Source organism: Allobosea sp. 10N428 (assembly GCF_056394545.1).
In genome coordinates, this window is record NZ_JBFTIC010000005.1 from 212,232 (window position 1) to 229,838 (window position 17,607).

Sequence of the window (17,607 nt, forward strand, 5' to 3'; positions counted from 1 at the left end):
TCGGCGGGAGCGGTGCAGCAGCAACAACAAGTGAGGACCCTCTCATGGCAGATTCGGATATCGTGATCGTCGGCGCTGCGCGCACGGCGGTCGGCGCCTTCAACGGTGCCTTCGCCAACACCCCCGCCCATGAGCTCGGCGCCGCCGCGATCAAGGAAGCGCTGAAGCGCGCCAAGGTCGAGGGCGGCGAGGTCGACGAGGTCGTCCTCGGCCAGGTGCTCGCCGCCGGCCAGGGCCAGAACCCGGCCCGCCAGGCCGCCATGGCCGCCGGCATCCCGCAGGAGAAGACCGCCTGGGGCCTCAACCAGCTCTGCGGCTCAGGCCTTCGCACCGTCGCCATCGGCCTCCAGCAGATCGCCAATGGCGACGCCGACATCATCGTCGCGGGCGGCATGGAATCGATGTCGCTGGCGCCGCATGCTTCCTATCTGCGCAACGGCACCAAGATGGGCGACGTCAAGTTCGTCGACACCATGATCAAGGACGGGCTCTGGGACGCCTTCCACGGCTACCATATGGGCACGACCGCCGAGAACGTCGCGACCAAGTACCAGATCAGCCGCGAGGAGCAGGACCGCTTCGCCGTCGCCTCGCAGAACAAGGCCGAGGCCGCCCAGAAGGCCGGCCGCTTCAAGGACGAGATCGTCCCCTTCACCATCTCGACGCGCAAGGGCGACATCGTCGTCGACAGCGACGAGTATCCGCGCCATGGCGCCACGCTGGAGGCCATGGCCAAGCTCAAGCCCGCCTTCTCCAAGGACGGCACGGTGACCGCCGGCAACGCCTCCGGCATCAATGACGGCGCCGCCGCTCTCGTCATCATGACCGCCAAGGAAGCGGCCCGCCGCGGCCTGACGCCGCTCGCCCGCATCGCCTCCTGGGCGACCGCCGGCGTCGACCCGGCGATCATGGGCACCGGCCCGATCCCCTCGACCCGCAAGGCGCTCGAGAAGGCGGGCTGGAAGGTCGGCGACCTCGATCTCGTCGAGGCCAACGAGGCCTTCGCCGCGCAGGCTCTGGCTGTGAACAAGGACCTCGGCTGGAACCCCGACATCGTCAACGTCAATGGCGGCGCCATCGCGATCGGCCATCCGATCGGCGCCTCCGGCGCGCGCGTGCTGGTGACGCTGCTGCACGAGATGGCCAAGCGCGACGCCAAGAAGGGCCTCGCCACGCTCTGCATCGGCGGCGGCATGGGCGTCGCCATGGCGGTCGAGCGCTGAGAAGCACCTGCCGATGGCGAAGCGCACGACGCTCTATCGCTATCTCACCGGCCCCGATGACGCCTCGTTCTGTCATCGGGTCAGCGAGGCCTTGAGCCAGGGCTGGTCTCTCTTCGGCCAGCCGACGCTCACCTTTGACCCAACGCAAGGCCGCGTCATCTGCGGCCAGGCCATTATCAAGGATGTGGACGAGCCGTACTCGCCCACCCTGAAACTGTCCGAACAATGACGGCAGCAAGCCGCGCAGGTCTTCACAAAGAGGGAGAATGGCTATGACGAAAGTGGCGCTGGTTACGGGGGGCTCGCGCGGCATCGGCGCTGCGATCTCGAAAGGCCTGAAGGCGGCCGGCTACAATGTGGCGGCGAGCTATGCCGGCAATGACGAGGCAGCGGCCAAGTTCTCCGCCGAGACCGGCATCAAGACCTATAAATGGGACGTTTCGGACTACGATTCCTGCGTCGCCGGCATCGCCAAGGTCGAGGCCGATCTCGGCCCTGTCGACGTGCTCGTCAACAATGCCGGCATCACGCGCGATGGCATGTTCCACAAGATGACCAAGGATCAGTGGGACGCCGTCATCAACACCAATCTCAACTCGCTCTTCAACATGACCCGCCCGGTCTGGGAGGGCATGCGCGCGCGCAAGTTCGGCCGCGTCATCTGCATCTCGTCGATCAACGGCCAGAAGGGCCAGATGGGCCAGGTCAACTACTCCGCCGCCAAGGCCGGCGACATCGGCTTCGTCAAGGCGCTGGCGCAGGAAGGCGCGCGGGCCGGCATCACGGTAAACGCGATCTGCCCCGGCTATATCGCCACCGAGATGGTGAAGGCGATCGATCCGGCCGTGATCGAGAAGTCGATCCTGCCGCATATCCCGGTCGGGCGCCTCGGCGAGCCCGAGGAGATCGCGCGGGCGGTGGTGTTCCTGGCCAGCGACGATGCCGGCTTCATCACCGGTTCCACTCTCTCGGCCAATGGCGGCCAGTTCATGGCCTGACCGGAGCACGCGTGCTCTATCAATAGTTTAGGACCGCCGCCCGGCAGCGGGCGGCGGTCCTGCTTATCAATCAAGCCATGACGGGGCGCGGCGTGCCGTCGATCTCGGTCGCCTCCGGCTCCTGCGCGATCGGTGGGTTGAGCGGATCGATGACCTCGAACGGCCGTTCGACCTTGTCCGGCGCCTCGCGCATCCGCATGCGCAAACCAGCGAAGGCGGCGAGCGCCAGCGCGATCGCGGCCATGAAGTAGAGCAGCCCGTCGATGTCGAAGCGCGCCATGATGCCGGCGCCGATCATGGGCCCGAGCGCCGAACCGAAGCCGCTGACCAGGATGAGCCGCCCGCTCACCGCCACGACGCGGTCCGCCGGCATCCGGTCCAGCGCATGGGCGACACAAACGGGATAGAGCGTCGACATGAAGCCGCCGAGCAGCGCCGCGACCGGCAGCACCGTCGCAAGCGAACGCGGCATCGCCAGCAGCAGCACGACGGCCGCCGCATAACCGACGGCCAGCCCCGCCAGCACGAGGCGGCGGTCGTTGCGGTCCGACAGGCGCCCGACCGGGACCTGCAGCGCCAGCCCGCCGAGCACGGCAACCAGCATGAACAGCGCGATGGTCTGCTGCTGCACGCCGTTGCTGAGCATCCAGGCCGGCACCAGCGCATAGAAGGAGCTGGTGATGATGCCGCTGACGACGCAGCCGATCACGGAAATCGGCGCCTGCCGCGTCAGCTCGCCATAGCGCAGCGTCGCTTCCGGCACGAGGCCCGGCGCCTCCGCCCGCGTCGTGCTGACCATGACCAGCGCGAGCGCGAAGAGCGCGATGATGACCTGGAACGCGCCGGCAGATTGGATCGTGAGGCCGGCGATGGCGAGTTGGCCGATCGCCAGCGCCAGGAAGGTGCCGACCATATAGGTCGAGAAGACGCGACCGCGCTGGTCCGGCACCGCCTTGGCGTTCAGCCAGCTCTCGGTGGTGACGAAGAGCCCGACGCAGCCGATCCCGATCACCACCCGGCAGCCCGCCCAGACCAGCGCCGAGGTCCAGAGCGGCATCAGCGCGGTCGCCACGACCACGAGGCCGGCGAAGGCCGTATAGGCGCGGATATGGCCGACGCGCTGGATCACTCCGCCGCTGGTCACGGCGCCGATGGTGAAGCCGATGAAATAGGCGCTGAGCACGATGCCGGTCGCGGCCGGGCCGAAATCCTCGAGCGTCACGCGCAAGGACAGGAAGGTGTTGAAGAAGCCGTTCGCGAGCTGCACCAGGCTCGTCGCGGCGATCAGTGTTCCGATCTGAACCAGCATCGGCCAACCTCTCCGCAGCGGCCGCAGCAATCGGCCGGATGCAAAGAGGGCTAGCGGCCGAATGTGGGCTCAATGCGTCAGGGCCGCCGGGAATGCCGGCGGCCCTGCAAAACGTTCGACACCGAGCCGCGCCGCTCAGCCCTGGCGCTTGCCCTTCGGCAGCAGGAAGGTCAGCAGGCCCACTGCCGGCAGCCAGGCGCAAATCTTGAACACCTGGATGATGCCGATCTGGTCGGCGAGCGCGCCGATGCCGGCCGCGGCGATGCCGCCCAGCCCGAAGGACAGGCCGTAGAACAGCCCGCCGACCAGGCCGACGCGGTGCGGCACGAGGTCGATCGCGTAGATCAGGATCGCCGAGAAGGCGCTCGCCATGACGAAGCTGATGATGACGCTGAGCACGCCCGTCCAGAACAGATCGGCATAGGGCAGGATCAGCGCGAAGGGCAGCGAGCCGAGAATCGACAGCCAGATCACCCGGTCGCGGCCGATGCGGTCGCCGATCATGCCGCCGAGGATGACGCCCGCCGCACCGACGACGAGATAGAGGAACAGCATGATCTGCGAGAGCTGCAGCGTGATGCCGAAGCGCTCGATCAGATAGAAGGTGTAGTAGGAGGTGAAGGCGGCGGTATAGCCGTTCTTCGAGATCAGCAGGACGACCAGCACCGCCATCGCCAGCAGCACGCGCCCATGCGGCAGGCCATGGCTCGCGATCTCCTCGGCATGCACCGGGGATGCCTTCTGCTCGCGCCGCATCGCCGAATAGCGCGAGCCGAGCCAGCCCATCACCAGCATCGCCACCAGCACGACGCCCGAGAACCAGGACAGGCTCTCCTGGCCGCGCGGCACCACGATCATTGCAGCCAGCAGCGGGCCGATGGCGTAGCCGACATGGCCGCCGACCTGGAAGACGCCCTGCGCCAGCCCCTGCCGTCCGGCGGCAGCGTGGCGTGCCATCCGCGTGGCCTCGGGATGGAACACGGCCGAGCCCAGGCCGATCATCGCCGCGCCGATCAGCACGACGCCGTAGCTGTGAGCGAAGGAGAGCAGCAGCAGCCCCGACAGCGTCGCGCACATGCCGGCGACCATCGCATAGGGCCAGGGCCTGCGGTCGGTGACATAACCGAGCAGCGGCTGCAGCAGCGAAGAGGTCACCTGGAAGGCGAGCGTGATCAGGCCGATCTGCACGAAATCGAGCTGATAGGCGTCCTTGATCAGCGGGTAGAGCGCCGGGATCATCGACTGGACGAGATCGTTGAGCAGATGTGCGACGCTTAGCGCGGCCAGAACCGGCATCAACGGACGGCGAGTGACGGATTGCAGCGGGATCGAGGTCATTTTCGAGGAATGATCCTCCTTGCCGACGCGGTCAACGCCCCGGCACGGCGCCAGGAACATGGCGCCCATGGCACCGAAGCCATGCTGCGGCGCAGCAGAACGCATCATTCGCATGCGCCTTTCCCAAGGTAAACCGGGGGAACCCCTTTTCTGTCAGGAGCGGAGTAAGGGCTGAGGCTTTGGCCATCGGACCGATAGAGCGCTCCATTTCGGCGGCGCGGCGGCAAGGTCAGAACCAATCGTCCAACGGCCGCCTCCTCCCGTGACTTCTACCGCCGGGAGAGAGTTCCCCCGCGCTCACTGCACACCGCCTGGCGCCGACCCATCGGCAAGGTGCAACAAATCTGCTACCGCCGCCTTGTTCGAAGCCCGGCTCCTCCCATGACCTCCCGCACCGCCACCCTCATCGGCTTCTGCGCGATCCTGCTCTGGTCGACGCTCGCTCTCTTCACGGCAATGTCGGGGCGCGTTCCGCCGTTCCAGCTTGTGGCGATGACCTTCGTCATCGGCGGGCTGCTGATCCTCGCGATCACCGCCTTGCGCGGCGAGCTCTCCCGCATCCGGCCGACGCCCGCCTCCTTCGCCCTGGGACTTTACGGCCCGTTCGGCGATACCGCCCTGTACTACGCGGCGGTGAAGAACGCCCCTCCGGCCGAGGCGAACCTGATCCACTATCTCTGGCCGCTGCTGATCGTGCTCTTCGCGGCGCTGCTGCCGGGCGGTGGCCTGAAGCCTCGCCACCTCATCGGCGCGCTCATCGGCCTCGTCGCGACCGCGCTTCTGGTCTCCGGCGGACTCGGAACGGGCGGCGGGATCGCGCTCGGCCATGTTCTCGCGGCGCTCGGCGCCTTCGTCTGGGCGAGCTATTCGGTGGCCTCGCGGCGCTTCGCGAGCGTGCCTTCGGAGAGTCTGTGCGTCACCATGCTGGGCTGCGCCGTGCCGGCGCTCGCCGTGCATTTTGCTTTCGAGACTACGCTCTGGTCGCTGACGGCGACGGAATGGGCCGGCGTGCTCGGCCTTGGATTGGGCTCGATCGGGCTTGCCTTCGTCGTCTGGGACATCGGCATGAAGCAGGGCGACGTCGCCCTGCTCGCCGTTGCCTCCTATGCCGCGCCGGTGCTGTCGACGCTGATCCTCGTGCTCTTCGGCTATGCCCCGGCGAGCTGGCTGCTCGGAGCCTCCTGCGCGCTCATCGTGGTGGGCGCGCTGGTGGCGAGCAGCGGGGGCAAGAAGGCTTGAAATCGTCGTTCCCGGGCAGGTCTGAGCCCGGAATCCATGACCACGGGGCTGATCCAGGTGCCGTCATGCTCGCCCTTGTGGCGAGCATCTGCGTCTTGAACTCCGCACTCCATGAAGGAAGGCGTGGATGGTCGGGACAAGCCCGACCATGACGGCCGATGTGGTGTTCATGGATTCCCGGCTCTTCGCTACGCGAGGCCTCGGAATGACAGCGCGCTGCCCGGCTCAATTCCGCCGGAGCAGCCGCTCCAGGTAATCCAGTTCCTCGGCAGGCCGCAGCGGATCGCCCAGGCGCTTGCGCAGCTCTTCGAGGATGCGCCGCGCCCGCTGGGTCGCGCTCTCGTCGGCGCCGGGCACCTTGACGCGGCCATCGGCCCAGTCGCGCTGGCGCTGCGGCCGGCCGAGCGGATCCTCGCTGCCGCGCTGCTGCGCCGAAGGGCGGCCCTGCTGGCGTCCGTCCGGCTCGCCATAGGCCTGTCCCTCGCCTTCGCCCTCACCGGGCTGTCCCTGCATCTGCTGGGCGAGATTCTGGCCGCCGCGGCGCAACGCATCGAGCGCGCGGCCCTGCGCATCGAGCGCGCCCTCGCCCTGTCCCTGACCGAGCTGCTGCTCGGCATCGCGCATCGCGTCCTCGGCCTCGCCGAGTTCTCCGTTCTGCGGCGCGCCCATGCCGCGCATCCGCCGCTGCAGATCCTGCAGCCGCTCGCGCAGGGCCTGCTGGCGCTGGGAGAGGCCCTGCCCCTGGCCGTTCTGGCCCTGCATGCCCTCGCCGCCTTCGCCATCCTCACCCTGCTCGCCCGGCTGCTGGCCGGGTTGCTGGCCACGCTGGCCGCGTTGTCCTTGCTGGCCCTGTTGTCCCTGCTGGCCACGCTGGCCCGGCCGCGCCTGCTGCTGCCCGGGGCGCTGGCCGCGCTGGGTCTGGCCCTGGCCCTGCCTGCGCTGTTCGTTCTGATAGGTCTCGTCGCGCAGGTTCTGCTGGTCGCGCGTCATCCTGTCGAGATCGCCCAGCGCCTGGTTCATCTGGTTCTGGCGCGGATCGCGCTGGCCAGGGCGCGCCATCTGCAGATTGTTGAGCATCTGGTTGAGCTGCTCCATCAGGCGCTGCGCCTCGGCCATGTCGCCGCGCTTGGAGAGTTCCTCGATGCGGTCGAGCATGTTCTGCAGATCGCGCGGCGTCACCGTGCGGAAATTCTCCGGCAGCTGCGCCTGGTTCTGGTCGCCGTTCTGTTGCTGCTGGCGCATCATCTGTTCGGCGAGCTGGCGCATGAAATTGTCCATGGCCCGGCGCATCTCGTCGGTCAGCTTCTTGATCTCCTCCTCGGAGGCGCCGCGCTCCAGCGCCTGCTGCAGGTTCTCCTGCGCCTGCCGCAGCGCCCGCTCGGCATCGGACATGTCGCCGTCCTCGAGCTGCAGCGCCATCGCCCACATCAGCTCGGAAACCTCGCGCAATTCATCGTCGCTGCCGGACCGGCGCAGCCGCTCGCCCAGCATGCGCATGCCGAGATAGACGCCCGTCTCCTTCATGAAGAGGTCGGGCTCGATCATCAGCGCGTCCATGGCGAGCTGCACCTTGGAACGGTCCTCGACGTTCATGACGAGCTTGCGCCGCTGCTCCACCAGCGCCTTGGCCAGCGGCTTGGTGAAGGTGCGCTGCGGCAGCAAGACCTCGATCGGCTCGGTCCGCCCTTCCTGGCCGGCCTCGTCCTTGGCGATCAGCACCATGCGGACCTTCGCGCCGGCCCAGGGGTGGGCCGAGAAATCGACCGTGCTCTTCATCTCCTCTTCGGCGGCGGAGGGCGGCGGCACGGCGAGGTTCTGCTTCGGCGGCTCGACCAGCGAACGCCCGGCCGCAGTCGGATCAGGGCGCGAGACCGTCGCCTCGATCGAGGCGATGCCATAGTCGTCCTTGGCCTTGTAGGTGATGGCGAGGCCGCCCGACTGCGCGCCGGTCACAGGCTTCGGCGGGTCGGTGAAGGCGATGGTCGGCGGCTGGTCGGCAATAGAGGTGATGTGGAGCGTCGCGCCGGGCGCGCCGCTGCCGGTGAGCTTCAGCGTGCCGTTTCCGGCGAGCGTGAAGCGCTTCTCCAGCACCGCCTGCTGCGGCGCCCCGGACGGGGCCGCCTTCGCCGGGGCCGCATCCTTCGCCTGCGAACCCTTGGGCTGGGCATCCCCGCCCTCGCCCTCCTTCGCCTCCGGCTTGAGGAGCTCGAGCCGCCCTGTCGTGGCAACGTCCATATTGGTCTTGCCGGCGATGCGCACGACGATGACCGACTTCTCGGGAGCGCTGAGATTGGGGCTGGCGAGCTTGTTGAAATCGATCAGGATCGGCGGCAGGCGGGTATAGGCCGGCGGGTCGATCCAGGCATCGATGCGCGTCGAGGGCGCGCTGCCCGGTGGGCCCTTCCAGTCGAAGGCGGCGGAGATGCGCTGCGTCGCCTCGGGGCCGGCGACGAAGAAGGCGGTTATGGCGGCGAGCAGCGGCACGGCGCGCAGCGCCAGCTTGTCGTGCCCGGCCATGCGCGGCTGCGGCGGCGCGACCTTGAGGGCCGCGACTTGCCGACTCTGGCGCTCGACATGCAGCTTCCACAGGGCCTGCGACACCGGGTCGGCCGAGCCGACGGCGAGGCTGTCCTCCAGCGCCGAGGCCGGACGGTGGCCCCCGGCGAAGGAACGATCGAGCCGCGTGAGCGCATCGCGATGTGTCGGCAGGACGAGCCGCGCGACATGCCAGAGGCTGCCGATCAGCGCCGCAGTGAAGGCGAGCACGCCGATGAGCCGCCCATACCAGGGCAAATGCGTCCACAGCCCGAACCAGGATACGGCGAGAAAGGCGAGGAGGACGGCGAGCGTCAGCCACAGCCGCGGCCAGAGCCGCTCCCAGCCGAGCGAGACCCGCGAGGCGAGCGCGAGACGGCGAAGCCGCTGCCGGATGCCGTCGATCGTATCGGGCGCCTTGCGGCGCTCTGCCTCGCTCATGCCATCGCTCCGGGCGGCTCCCATTCCTGTCTGAACTTGCCTGACCGGGTCAGGCTAACACGGGAATGTGGCATTGCCAGTGCGAAGACGGTCTTTGCACCACGCTCGACGTTTCGTGAACGGACGCACACGCCGTCATGCTCGGGCTTGACCCGAGCATCTCCGAAACCAGAGCCCGCTGGTCATGAGATTCTCGGGTCAAGCCCGAGAATGACGCACGGATCTACGCAAACCAGCCGGGCAGCCGGTCGGTTCCGATCAGGTCTTCATAGCTCTGGCGCGGCCGAGTCACGGCATAGTCGTCGCCCTTGACCATGACCTCGGCGATCAGCAGCCGCTGGTTGTAGGTCGAAGACATCGAGGCGCCGTAGGCGCCGGCCGTCATGAAGGCGATGAGATCGTTCCGCCCGAGTTGCGGCAGGACCCGGCCGGCCGTGAAGGTGTCGCCGGATTCGCAGATCGGCCCGACGACGTCATAGGCAACCTCGGGGCCGCCGATCTCAGGCTCCGTCACCGGCCAGATCTCGTGATAGGCCTCGTACATCGCCGGCCGGACGAGGTCGTTCATCGCCGCGTCGACGACGAGGAACTGCTTGGTCGGGCGCGGATTGAGATGCAGCACCCGGGTCAGCAGCACGCCGGCATTGCCGACGATCAGGCGGCCCGGCTCGAAGCCGAGCTCCACATCGAGGCCCTTCGTCACCCTGCCAACCATCTCGGCATAGGCGTCGATCAGCCCCGGCCCATAGTCGAAGGTCTTCGGGATGTCGTAGGGGATGCCGAGCCCGCCGCCGAGGTCGAGCCGGTCGACGCGATGGCCCTCTCCCTGCAACGAGCCGACCAGCGCGACCATCTTGGAATAAGCCGCTTCGAAGGCATCGATCTCGCGGATCTGGCTGCCGATATGAACGGCAAGACCCATGATCCGCACGCCCGGCATGTTGGCCGCCCGCGCATAGAGCCGGCCGACCTCCTCGAAGGAGACGCCGAACTTGTTTTCCGACGATCCGGTCGTGATCTTGGCATGGCCGCCGGCGCCGATATCGGGATTGACCCGGAACACGGCCTCCTGCCGCTTGCCGAGCGAAGCCGCGACCTTGGACAGCAGGTCGAGCTCGCTCTCGCTCTCGATATTGATCTGGTAGAGCCCGGCCTCGACCGCGAAGCGCAGCTCCTGCTCACTCTTGCCGACGCCCGAGAACACGATCTTCTCCGGCGGGATGCCGGCAGCGAGCGCCTTGCGCACCTCGCCTTCGGAGACCGTGTCGATGCCGGCGCCGAGCGCGCCCAGCGTCTTCAGCACGCCGAGATTGCCGTTGGCCTTCATGGCGTAGAAGACATGGGTCTTGCCGGCGTTCTTCTTCATCGCCGCTGCGAAGAGCTTGTAGTGCCGTTCGATCGTCGCGGTGGAATAGACGTAGACGGGCGTGCCGACCTCGTCGGCGATGCGCTTGAGATCGACGCCCTCGGCATGGAGCGAGCCGTCGCGATAGGCGAAATGATGCATGGGTTAAGCTCGCAATGATAGACGCGGTGCACCCGCCGTCATTCTCGGGCGCAGCGAGACGCAGGCTCGAGAATCTCTCTCAGGAGATGCCCGGGTCTAGCCCGAGCATGACGCGCGAAACCGACGCGGCAGCAAAAATGATCGTTACATCAGCGGATCGAGGATGAACGGCTTGTTCGGCACGACGATCGCCTTGTTGGCCTTGACCGGCTTCGCCAGCACCGAGGCCGAACCGTAGGAGGAAACATCGTTCTCCTGGGCGCCGACCTGATCGTCGGGCAGATCGAGCGCGCCCGTCGCATTCGGCGGCGCCTCGAGCGGCCCCTTTCGCCCGCAGGCGGCGAGTGCAACGGCCAGCAGGCCGACGACCAGCAGGGTGCGGCCGAATTTCAGGCGGGAATCAAGCACGAAAGCGAACCCTCGGAACGAAGCGTGGCGGGACAGTAGCGGAGGATGCGGCGCAGCGCGAGGCTTCCGGAAGCGTCATTCTCGGGCAAGCGCAGTGCCGACCCGAGAATCCCCTGCAAGGGATGCTCGGGTCAAGCCCGAGCATGACGCGCTACTTCGCGAGCTGCTTCAGCCAGCGCCGCGCCTGCTTGCGGACATTGGCGGGCGCCGTGCCGCCATAGCTCACGCGGCTCTTGACCGACTGGTCGACGCCGAGAACGGCGAAGACGGCCTCGGTGATCTTCGGCTCCACCGCCTGCATCTCGGCGAGCGAGAGCTTCTCCAGCCCAACCTTCTTCTCCGAAGCGATTCCGACGAGCCGGCCGGTGACATGATGCGCGTCGCGGAACGGCATCTTCAGCACGCGCACCAGCCAGTCGGCGAGATCCGTCGCGGTGGCGTAGCCGAAACCCGCCGCCTTCTTCATCGCCTTGAGGTCGGGCTGCATGTCGCGGATCATGCCGGCCATCGCGGCGAGGCAGAGCGACAGCGTCTGGAGGGCGTCGAAAGTGCCTTCCTTGTCCTCCTGCATGTCCTTGGAATAGCTGAGCGGCAGGCCCTTCATCATGGTCAGCAGCGCCTGCAACGCCCCGAAGACGCGTCCTGCCTTGCCGCGCACCAGCTCGGCCGCATCGGGGTTGCGCTTCTGCGGCATGATCGAGGACCCCGTCGAGAAGGCGTCCGAGAGCTTGACGAAGCCGAATTGCGGCGTCGCCCAGAGCACGATCTCCTCGGCAAGCCGCGAGAGGTGCATGGCACAGATCGAGGCCGTCGAAAGCGTCTCCAGCACGAAATCGCGATCCGAGACCGAATCGAGCGAGTTCGCCGTCGGGCGGTCGAAGCCGAGCGCCTTCGCCGTCATGTGGCGGTCGATCGGGAAGGAGGTGCCGGCGAGCGCCGCCGCACCGAGCGGGCATTCGTTGAGGCGCGCACGGGCATCGCGGACACGGCCACGGTCGCGGCCGAGCATCTCGACATAGGCCAGGAGATGATGGCCGAAGGTAACCGGCTGCGCCGATTGCAGATGGGTGAAGCCCGGCATCACCGCGCCGGCATAGCTGTCGGCCTTCTCGGCGAGCGCCTGCTGCAAATCGGCCATCTGGCCGTCGATCTCGTCGAGCGTGTCGCGCACCCACAGCCGCATGTCGGTTGCGACCTGATCGTTGCGCGACCGGGCGGTGTGCAGCCGGCCGGCTGCGGCGCCGATCTTGTCCTTGAGGTTGGACTCGACGTTCATGTGGACGTCTTCGAGCGCACGCGAAAACGTGAAGGCGCCGCTCTCGATCTCGCCTTCGACCTGCTTGAGGCCGGCGATGATGGTCGCGACATCGTCCTTCGTCAGGATGCCGGTCTCGGCCAGCATGGCCGCATGGGCGAGCGAACCACGGATATCCTGGCGCCAGAGCTTCTTGTCGAAATCGATGGAGGCGTTGATCTCCTCCATGATGGCGCCTGGACCTGTGGCGAAACGCCCACCCCACATGCGATTGCTCACGACGGTCTTTCCTGCTTTTGAGGACGCACGATGACGTCTGAAAAAAAGATCGGACTGGCCCTCGGGGTCGTGGCGGTGCTCGGCCTCGCTGGCGTGGCCGCCTTCTACTCCGTCACGGGCGATGCCGGCAACGGATCATGCAGCGCGGCACGCACCACCGCCGAGCGCATGAAGCCTTCGGTGAAGGGCGAGGTCGCCGCGGTCGAGCTGCGCACCCGCCCGCAGCCGGCGCCGGAGCTCGCCTTCGCCGGACCGGACGGCCAGCCGATGACGCTCGCGGCATTGAAGGGCAAGACGCTGCTGGTCAATCTCTGGGCTACCTGGTGCGCGCCCTGCCTGAAGGAAATGCCCGCGCTCGACACCCTGCAGAAGGAGATGGGCGGGCTGGATTTCGCCGTCGTTGCGATCAACATCGACACGCGCAATCTCGACAAGCCAAAGAGCTGGCTCGCGGAGAACAAGGTCACCAACCTGCCCTTCTATGGCGACCCGCAGGCAGCGACCTTCCAGGCGCTGCGCGCCGCCCACAAGGTCGAGGGCATGCCCGTCAGCATCATCGTCGACAAATCCGGCTGCGAACTCGGCATCATCCAGGGCCCGGCCGACTGGGCGAGCGCCGATTCGAAGGCGCTGATGAAGGCCGCGATCGGCAAGCCCTGACCGCAACGTCGCCGCAATCGCAGCATGTTGACGAACTCTCGTCGCATTGCGGCGTTCTGTTGCGGACGAGATCGAGCACGAGAAGGACGAACCATGTCGACTGACCGATTCCGCGCGGGACGCTTCGGCGGATTGGGAGCTGTCGCCATCGCCTTCGTGCTGCTGGCGGCGGGACCGGCCGGCGCCCAGGAGCGCAGGCCCGTCGCCGGCACCAGCGTCTCGCTTGCCGTGCCGAAGGGTTTTGAGCCCGCGACCGGCTTCGCGGGGCTGATGAACAAGGCGACCCAGGCAACCGTTCTGATCGTCGAGCTCCCGCCCGAGGCCTATCCGCAACTTTCGCCCCTGTTCGGCAATGCCGACATGGCCAAGGCGAATTTTGCCCGGCAGAACATCACCATCACGTCCGCGGCCCGGATCGATGTCGGGGGCGAGAAGGTGCCGTTGCTCACCGGCACGCAGATCGCTCCCACCGGCGACCGGTTCGACAAATGGATCGCCCTGTACAAGGGCGAAAAGACCGTGATGCTGACGGTGCAGGCTCCGCAGAAGGCCAAGCTCGCCCCTGCCGCGGTGAAGGCCATGCTCGCCTCCGTCTCTCTCGGCAAGGAGCCCTCGCTCGACGACAAGCTCGCCGCCCTGCCCTTCGCCATCAAGGCCGGCGCGCCGTTCCGCGTGATCGACACCATCGGCGGCTCCGGGGTCATGATGACTGTCGGCGACAAGAACACCGATCCTGCCGGGACCCAGCCATTGATGGTCGTCGCCTATCAGGCTTCGGGGCCGGCGAAGCCCGGCCAGGAGCAGGAATTGTCCGAGACGCTGCTCAAGAGCACCCATAACCTCGAAAACGCCACCATCATGGAACGCAACCGCGTGCCCTTTGCCGGCGCCGACGGCATGGCGCTCACGGGCCGCTTCAAACATCCCGGCGGAGTCGACAAGGCCTTCGCGCAATATCTCGCCATAGGGCCGGACGGACGCTTCGTCCGCCTGATCGTGATGGCCGACGAAAGCGAGATGCCGAAACTTCAGCCGGCCATCGACCAGACGGCGGCGAGCATCGCCTTTACGCCAAAGTAGCCATTCGCCAGCTACGGGCCTCTCCCAGCGGCTCCGACCCGATTGGCGCCGTGCCCCGGCACGGGTAAAGGCATGTCCATGCGCTATACCATCGGCCTCGCCACCACCTTCCACGATCCCGCCATCGCGATCATCGGCCCCGGCGGCGAAGTGCTCTTCGCCGAGGCGACCGAGCGTTACCTGCAATACAAGCGCGCGCCCAATTGCGAGCCCGACTCGGCGCTGCGCATGGAGGGGCTGCTGAAGCGCTACATCCCGAAGGACGCCGAAGTCACCATCGCCACCAGCTGGAGCGAGGACTTCACCGGCTTTCTCGACCAGATGGCACGCGCCGGCTCCTTCACCCTCGATGCGCTGCTCAAGCTCTCGCCGGAGCTCAACCGCTCGCTCGTGCCCGAGCGCACCGAGCGCGCTCTGATCACCTCGCTCCATCACGCCCAGCAGCGCGCCGGCATGGGCGTGCTGCTGGGGCTCGACCGCGCCCATGGCAAGGCCAATGTCAGCGGCCTGAAGCGCTACGGCCACCATCTCAGCCACGCCGCCTATGCCTGCTGGTCCTCGCCCTTCGACAGTGCCGCCTGCCTCGTCGTCGACGGCATGGGCGAGACCGGGGCCTCCGCCATCTTCGCGCTGGAGAACGGCCGGCTTCGCGAGGTGAAGCGCCATCGCGGCCGGGAATCGATCGGCTTCTATTTCGGGCTCGTCACCGACCTCGCCGGCTTCGACCAGGCCAAGGGCGAGGAATGGAAGATCATGGGGCTAGCCCCGTATGGCAAGACCGACCCGGAGCTGATGGCGCTGCTGCGCAAGCTCTACCTGATCGAGGGCCACAAGCTCTCCTTCGCCAAGGCCGATGTCGTGCAGGCGGTTGCGGCCGAAATCCTGGCGAGGCGCCCGGCCGACGCACTCGATCAGGGCTGGGCCGATCTCGCCCGCTGCGGGCAGGACGTCTTCGCCGAGATGATGGAGGCGTTGCTCGGGGAAGCTGCAGCGCTGGTGCCGAGCGAGAACCTCGTCCTGGCCGGCGGCTGCGCGCTCAACTCCTCCTTCAACGGCAAGATCGCCGGTCGCCACGGCTTCAGCACCGTCTTCGTGCCCTCTGCCCCGGCCGATGACGGCAATGCCATCGGCGCCGCATGGCTCGCCCATGCCGAGACGAATCCGGACTGGCGTGCGCCGAAGGGCCCGCTCACCCCCTATCTGGGCTCAGGCGTCTCGACCGAACCCTTCGAGCGCATGCAGCTCTGGGAGACGCGGCTGCGCAAGCTCCAGCCCGAAGAGATCGCGCCGGTCACGGCGAAACTGCTGACCGAGGGCAAGCTGATCGGCTGGGTGCAGGGCCGTGCCGAATTCGGGCCGCGTGCGCTCGGCAACCGCTCGATCATCGCCGATCCCCGCCCGGCCGACGCCAAGGACATCCTCAACGCCAAGGTGAAGTACCGCGAGGCCTTCCGGCCCTTCGCGCCCTCGATCCTCGCCGAGCACGCCGCCGACTGGTTCGAGAACTATCAGGACGCGCCCTATATGGAGCGCACGCTCGTCTGGAAGGAAGCGGTGCGCCGGCGCGTCCCTGCCGTGGTGCATGAGGACGCGACCGGCCGCCTCCAGAGCGTCACGCCTGAGCGCAATCCGCGCTACCACGCCTTGATCTCGGCCTTCCACCAGCTGACCGGGGTGCCGGTGGTCCTCAACACCTCCTTCAACATCATGGGCAAGCCGATCCTGCACACGACGGAGGATGCGATCCTGATGTTCTACACCAGCGGGCTCGACGCGCTGGTAATCGAGGATTGGCTGCTGGTGAAGTGAAGGCCGGGCCCCGCCCGCCACGGACATGGCATGCCGTCATGATCGGGCTTGACCCGAGCATCTCTGGCCGTAAGGGGCGCCTTATCCTGCAGGCGATTCTCGGGTCTGCGCTTCGCTTCGCCCGAGTATGACGGCCAGCCTCATCGATCCGCGCCATTGATCGGTCGGATCACGCGAAATCGCTGGTTTCGTCCCTGTTTGCGGTCATTCTCCCGGCCGATCGGAAGGAGATGACGCCATGCTGCAACTGCGCCCTAACTGTGAATGCTGCGACCGCGACCTGCCGCCGCAATCGCGCGAGGCCCTGATCTGCACCTTTGAATGCACATTCTGCGCCGATTGCGCCGAGACGCGCTTCGCCGGCACCTGCCCGAATTGCGGCGGCGACCTCGTACGCCGGCCGATTAGGCCGGAACGGATGCTTGAGAAATACCCGGCCTCGACCGAGCGCGTCCGCAAGCCGCACCCGCAATGCGCGGCGGCTTGAGCTGAGAGCCCGGATTGGCGCGAAGATGGAGCGCATGGTAGCCAAAGCCGCATGACGACCCCACAGCCCCAATTCTGGATCATTGCCGGCCCCAACGGGGTCGGCAAGACGACTTACGCCTTCCGCCATATCAAGGCGGTTTCGGGCAGCACCCGCTTCGTCAATCTCGACGAGATCGCGCGCGGCCTCTCCCCGCTCGACCCGTCGATGGAGCAGCAGCGTGCAGGTCGCGTCGCATTAGAGCTGACACGATCGTTGATCGCCGAGAGGCGGTCGTTCTCGATTGAGACGACGCTCTCGGGCAAAACGCATCTGCGCACAATCGAAGCCGCCCGGGAGGCCGGTTTCGTCGTCAACCTGCTCTATTTTCTGGTCGCCAATCCGGAAATCTCGCTCGCGCGCATCGCCCGCCGCGTCAGCGAAGGCGGGCACGACGTCGCCCAAGCCGATGTGCGCCGCCGCTTCGCGCGCTCGATTGCCAACCTGCCTGCCTATATCGGAGCGGTCGATCAATGGCGCGTGTTCAACAACGCCACCCTGCGCCCGAAAGCCGTGGCGGAGGGGCGACGCGGTTGCATCTCGCTGATCGAACGTGAAGGCGACCTGCCGCAGGCGCTATGGGCAACGCTTGAAACGCTGCCGCCCTGTGCAGAGAGTTGAACCGGCGAGCCTCAGCTCGCCTGCTTCACCGCGATGCCCTTCTCTTCGAAGAGCTGCTGCAATTCGCCGGCCTGGAACATCTCGCGGGTGATGTCGCAGCCGCCGACGAACTCGCCCTTGACGTAGAGCTGCGGGATCGTCGGCCAGTTCGAATAGGCCTTGATGCCCTCGCGGATCTCCTGATCCTCGAGCACGTTGACGCCCTTGAAGGGCACGCCGACATAGCTGAGGATCTGCACGACCTGGCCGGAGAAGCCGCACATCGGGAATTGCGGCGTGCCCTTCATGAAGAGCACCACGTCGTTGTTCTTCACTTCCGCATCGATGCGGGCGTTGACGTCGGACATCGTCTGTCTCCTGAAGCGGGTTCAAGGCCCGC

General features: G+C 67.0%; 16 protein-coding genes. 9 read left to right on the plus strand and 7 right to left on the minus strand.

Annotated elements, in window-relative coordinates; translation table 11 throughout:
• The first annotated feature begins 44 nt into the window (after positions 1 to 44).
• The 3 genes from AC1DDA_RS17460 to phbB are packed head-to-tail and all read left to right on the plus strand — an operon-like array spanning position 45 to position 2,221.
• Positions 45 to 1,223, plus strand: coding sequence for an acetyl-CoA C-acetyltransferase (locus tag AC1DDA_RS17460; protein ID WP_441510413.1), 1,179 nt, complete (start codon positions 45 to 47; stop codon positions 1,221 to 1,223).
• Positions 1,224 to 1,236: 13 nt separating this feature from the next.
• Positions 1,237 to 1,452, plus strand: coding sequence for a DUF1737 domain-containing protein (locus AC1DDA_RS17465; RefSeq protein ID WP_476780248.1), 216 nt, complete (start codon positions 1,237 to 1,239; stop codon positions 1,450 to 1,452).
• A 43-nt stretch (positions 1,453 to 1,495) separates the two neighbouring features.
• Complete coding sequence (gene phbB / locus AC1DDA_RS17470) at positions 1,496 to 2,221, plus strand: acetoacetyl-CoA reductase (RefSeq protein WP_441510711.1); 726 nt, start codon at positions 1,496 to 1,498, stop codon at positions 2,219 to 2,221.
• Positions 2,222 to 2,291: 70 nt separating this feature from the next.
• On the opposite strand, the gene AC1DDA_RS17475 is transcribed toward phbB, so the two are convergent.
• Together AC1DDA_RS17475 and AC1DDA_RS17480 are read right to left on the minus strand one after the other, a co-directional pair.
• Positions 2,292 to 3,530 carry an MFS transporter gene (locus AC1DDA_RS17475; RefSeq protein ID WP_441510415.1) on the minus strand — a complete coding sequence of 413 codons (1,239 nt, stop codon included), beginning with the start codon at positions 3,528 to 3,530 and terminating at the stop codon, positions 2,292 to 2,294.
• Between the two features lie 135 nt (positions 3,531 to 3,665).
• A complete protein-coding gene (locus AC1DDA_RS17480; RefSeq protein WP_476796819.1) occupies positions 3,666 to 4,868 on the minus strand; it encodes an MFS transporter in 1,203 nt (400 codons plus the stop codon).
• Positions 4,869 to 5,249: 381 nt separating this feature from the next.
• Between AC1DDA_RS17480 and yddG the strand changes: the two genes are divergently transcribed.
• Positions 5,250 to 6,107, plus strand: coding sequence for an aromatic amino acid exporter YddG (yddG, locus tag AC1DDA_RS17485; protein ID WP_476796672.1), 858 nt, complete (start codon positions 5,250 to 5,252; stop codon positions 6,105 to 6,107).
• 225 nt (positions 6,108 to 6,332) lie between these two features.
• Here yddG and AC1DDA_RS17490 read toward each other — a convergent pair whose 3' ends face one another.
• The 4 genes from AC1DDA_RS17490 to argH form a co-directional block, all read right to left on the minus strand.
• Positions 6,333 to 9,083, minus strand: a complete 2,751-nt coding sequence (locus AC1DDA_RS17490) for a TIGR02302 family protein (RefSeq protein WP_476796673.1) — start codon at positions 9,081 to 9,083, stop codon at positions 6,333 to 6,335.
• Positions 9,084 to 9,306: 223 nt separating this feature from the next.
• Complete coding sequence (gene lysA / locus AC1DDA_RS17495; RefSeq protein ID WP_476796674.1) at positions 9,307 to 10,590, minus strand: diaminopimelate decarboxylase; 1,284 nt, start codon at positions 10,588 to 10,590, stop codon at positions 9,307 to 9,309.
• Between the two features lie 144 nt (positions 10,591 to 10,734).
• The gene (lptM, locus tag AC1DDA_RS17500; protein WP_441510419.1) at positions 10,735 to 10,998 is read right to left on the minus strand and encodes an LPS translocon maturation chaperone LptM; all 264 of its coding nucleotides are present in this window, start codon (positions 10,996 to 10,998) and stop codon (positions 10,735 to 10,737) included.
• 151 nt (positions 10,999 to 11,149) lie between these two features.
• Complete coding sequence (gene argH, locus AC1DDA_RS17505) at positions 11,150 to 12,532, minus strand: argininosuccinate lyase (RefSeq protein ID WP_476796675.1); 1,383 nt, start codon at positions 12,530 to 12,532, stop codon at positions 11,150 to 11,152.
• A gap of 30 nt (positions 12,533 to 12,562) precedes the next feature.
• Between argH and tlpA the strand changes: the two genes are divergently transcribed.
• From tlpA to AC1DDA_RS17530, 5 genes are all read left to right on the plus strand, one after another.
• Complete coding sequence (gene tlpA / locus AC1DDA_RS17510; RefSeq protein ID WP_476796676.1) at positions 12,563 to 13,192, plus strand: thiol:disulfide interchange protein TlpA; 630 nt, start codon at positions 12,563 to 12,565, stop codon at positions 13,190 to 13,192.
• Positions 13,193 to 13,285: 93 nt separating this feature from the next.
• On the plus strand, positions 13,286 to 14,272 hold the full coding sequence (locus AC1DDA_RS17515) for a hypothetical protein (RefSeq protein WP_476796677.1): 987 nt from the start codon (positions 13,286 to 13,288) through the stop codon (positions 14,270 to 14,272).
• A 78-nt stretch (positions 14,273 to 14,350) separates the two neighbouring features.
• Positions 14,351 to 16,081 carry a carbamoyltransferase family protein gene (locus AC1DDA_RS17520; RefSeq protein WP_476796820.1) on the plus strand — a complete coding sequence of 577 codons (1,731 nt, stop codon included), beginning with the start codon at positions 14,351 to 14,353 and terminating at the stop codon, positions 16,079 to 16,081.
• 238 nt (positions 16,082 to 16,319) lie between these two features.
• On the plus strand, positions 16,320 to 16,568 hold the full coding sequence (locus tag AC1DDA_RS17525; protein WP_476796678.1) for a DUF1272 domain-containing protein: 249 nt from the start codon (positions 16,320 to 16,322) through the stop codon (positions 16,566 to 16,568).
• Between the two features lie 51 nt (positions 16,569 to 16,619).
• A complete protein-coding gene (locus AC1DDA_RS17530; RefSeq protein WP_476796679.1) occupies positions 16,620 to 17,228 on the plus strand; it encodes an ATPase in 609 nt (202 codons plus the stop codon).
• A gap of 11 nt (positions 17,229 to 17,239) precedes the next feature.
• On the opposite strand, the gene grxD is transcribed toward AC1DDA_RS17530, so the two are convergent.
• On the minus strand, positions 17,240 to 17,575 hold the full coding sequence (gene grxD, locus AC1DDA_RS17535; protein WP_441510425.1) for a Grx4 family monothiol glutaredoxin: 336 nt from the start codon (positions 17,573 to 17,575) through the stop codon (positions 17,240 to 17,242).
• Positions 17,576 to 17,607 lie beyond the last annotated feature (32 nt).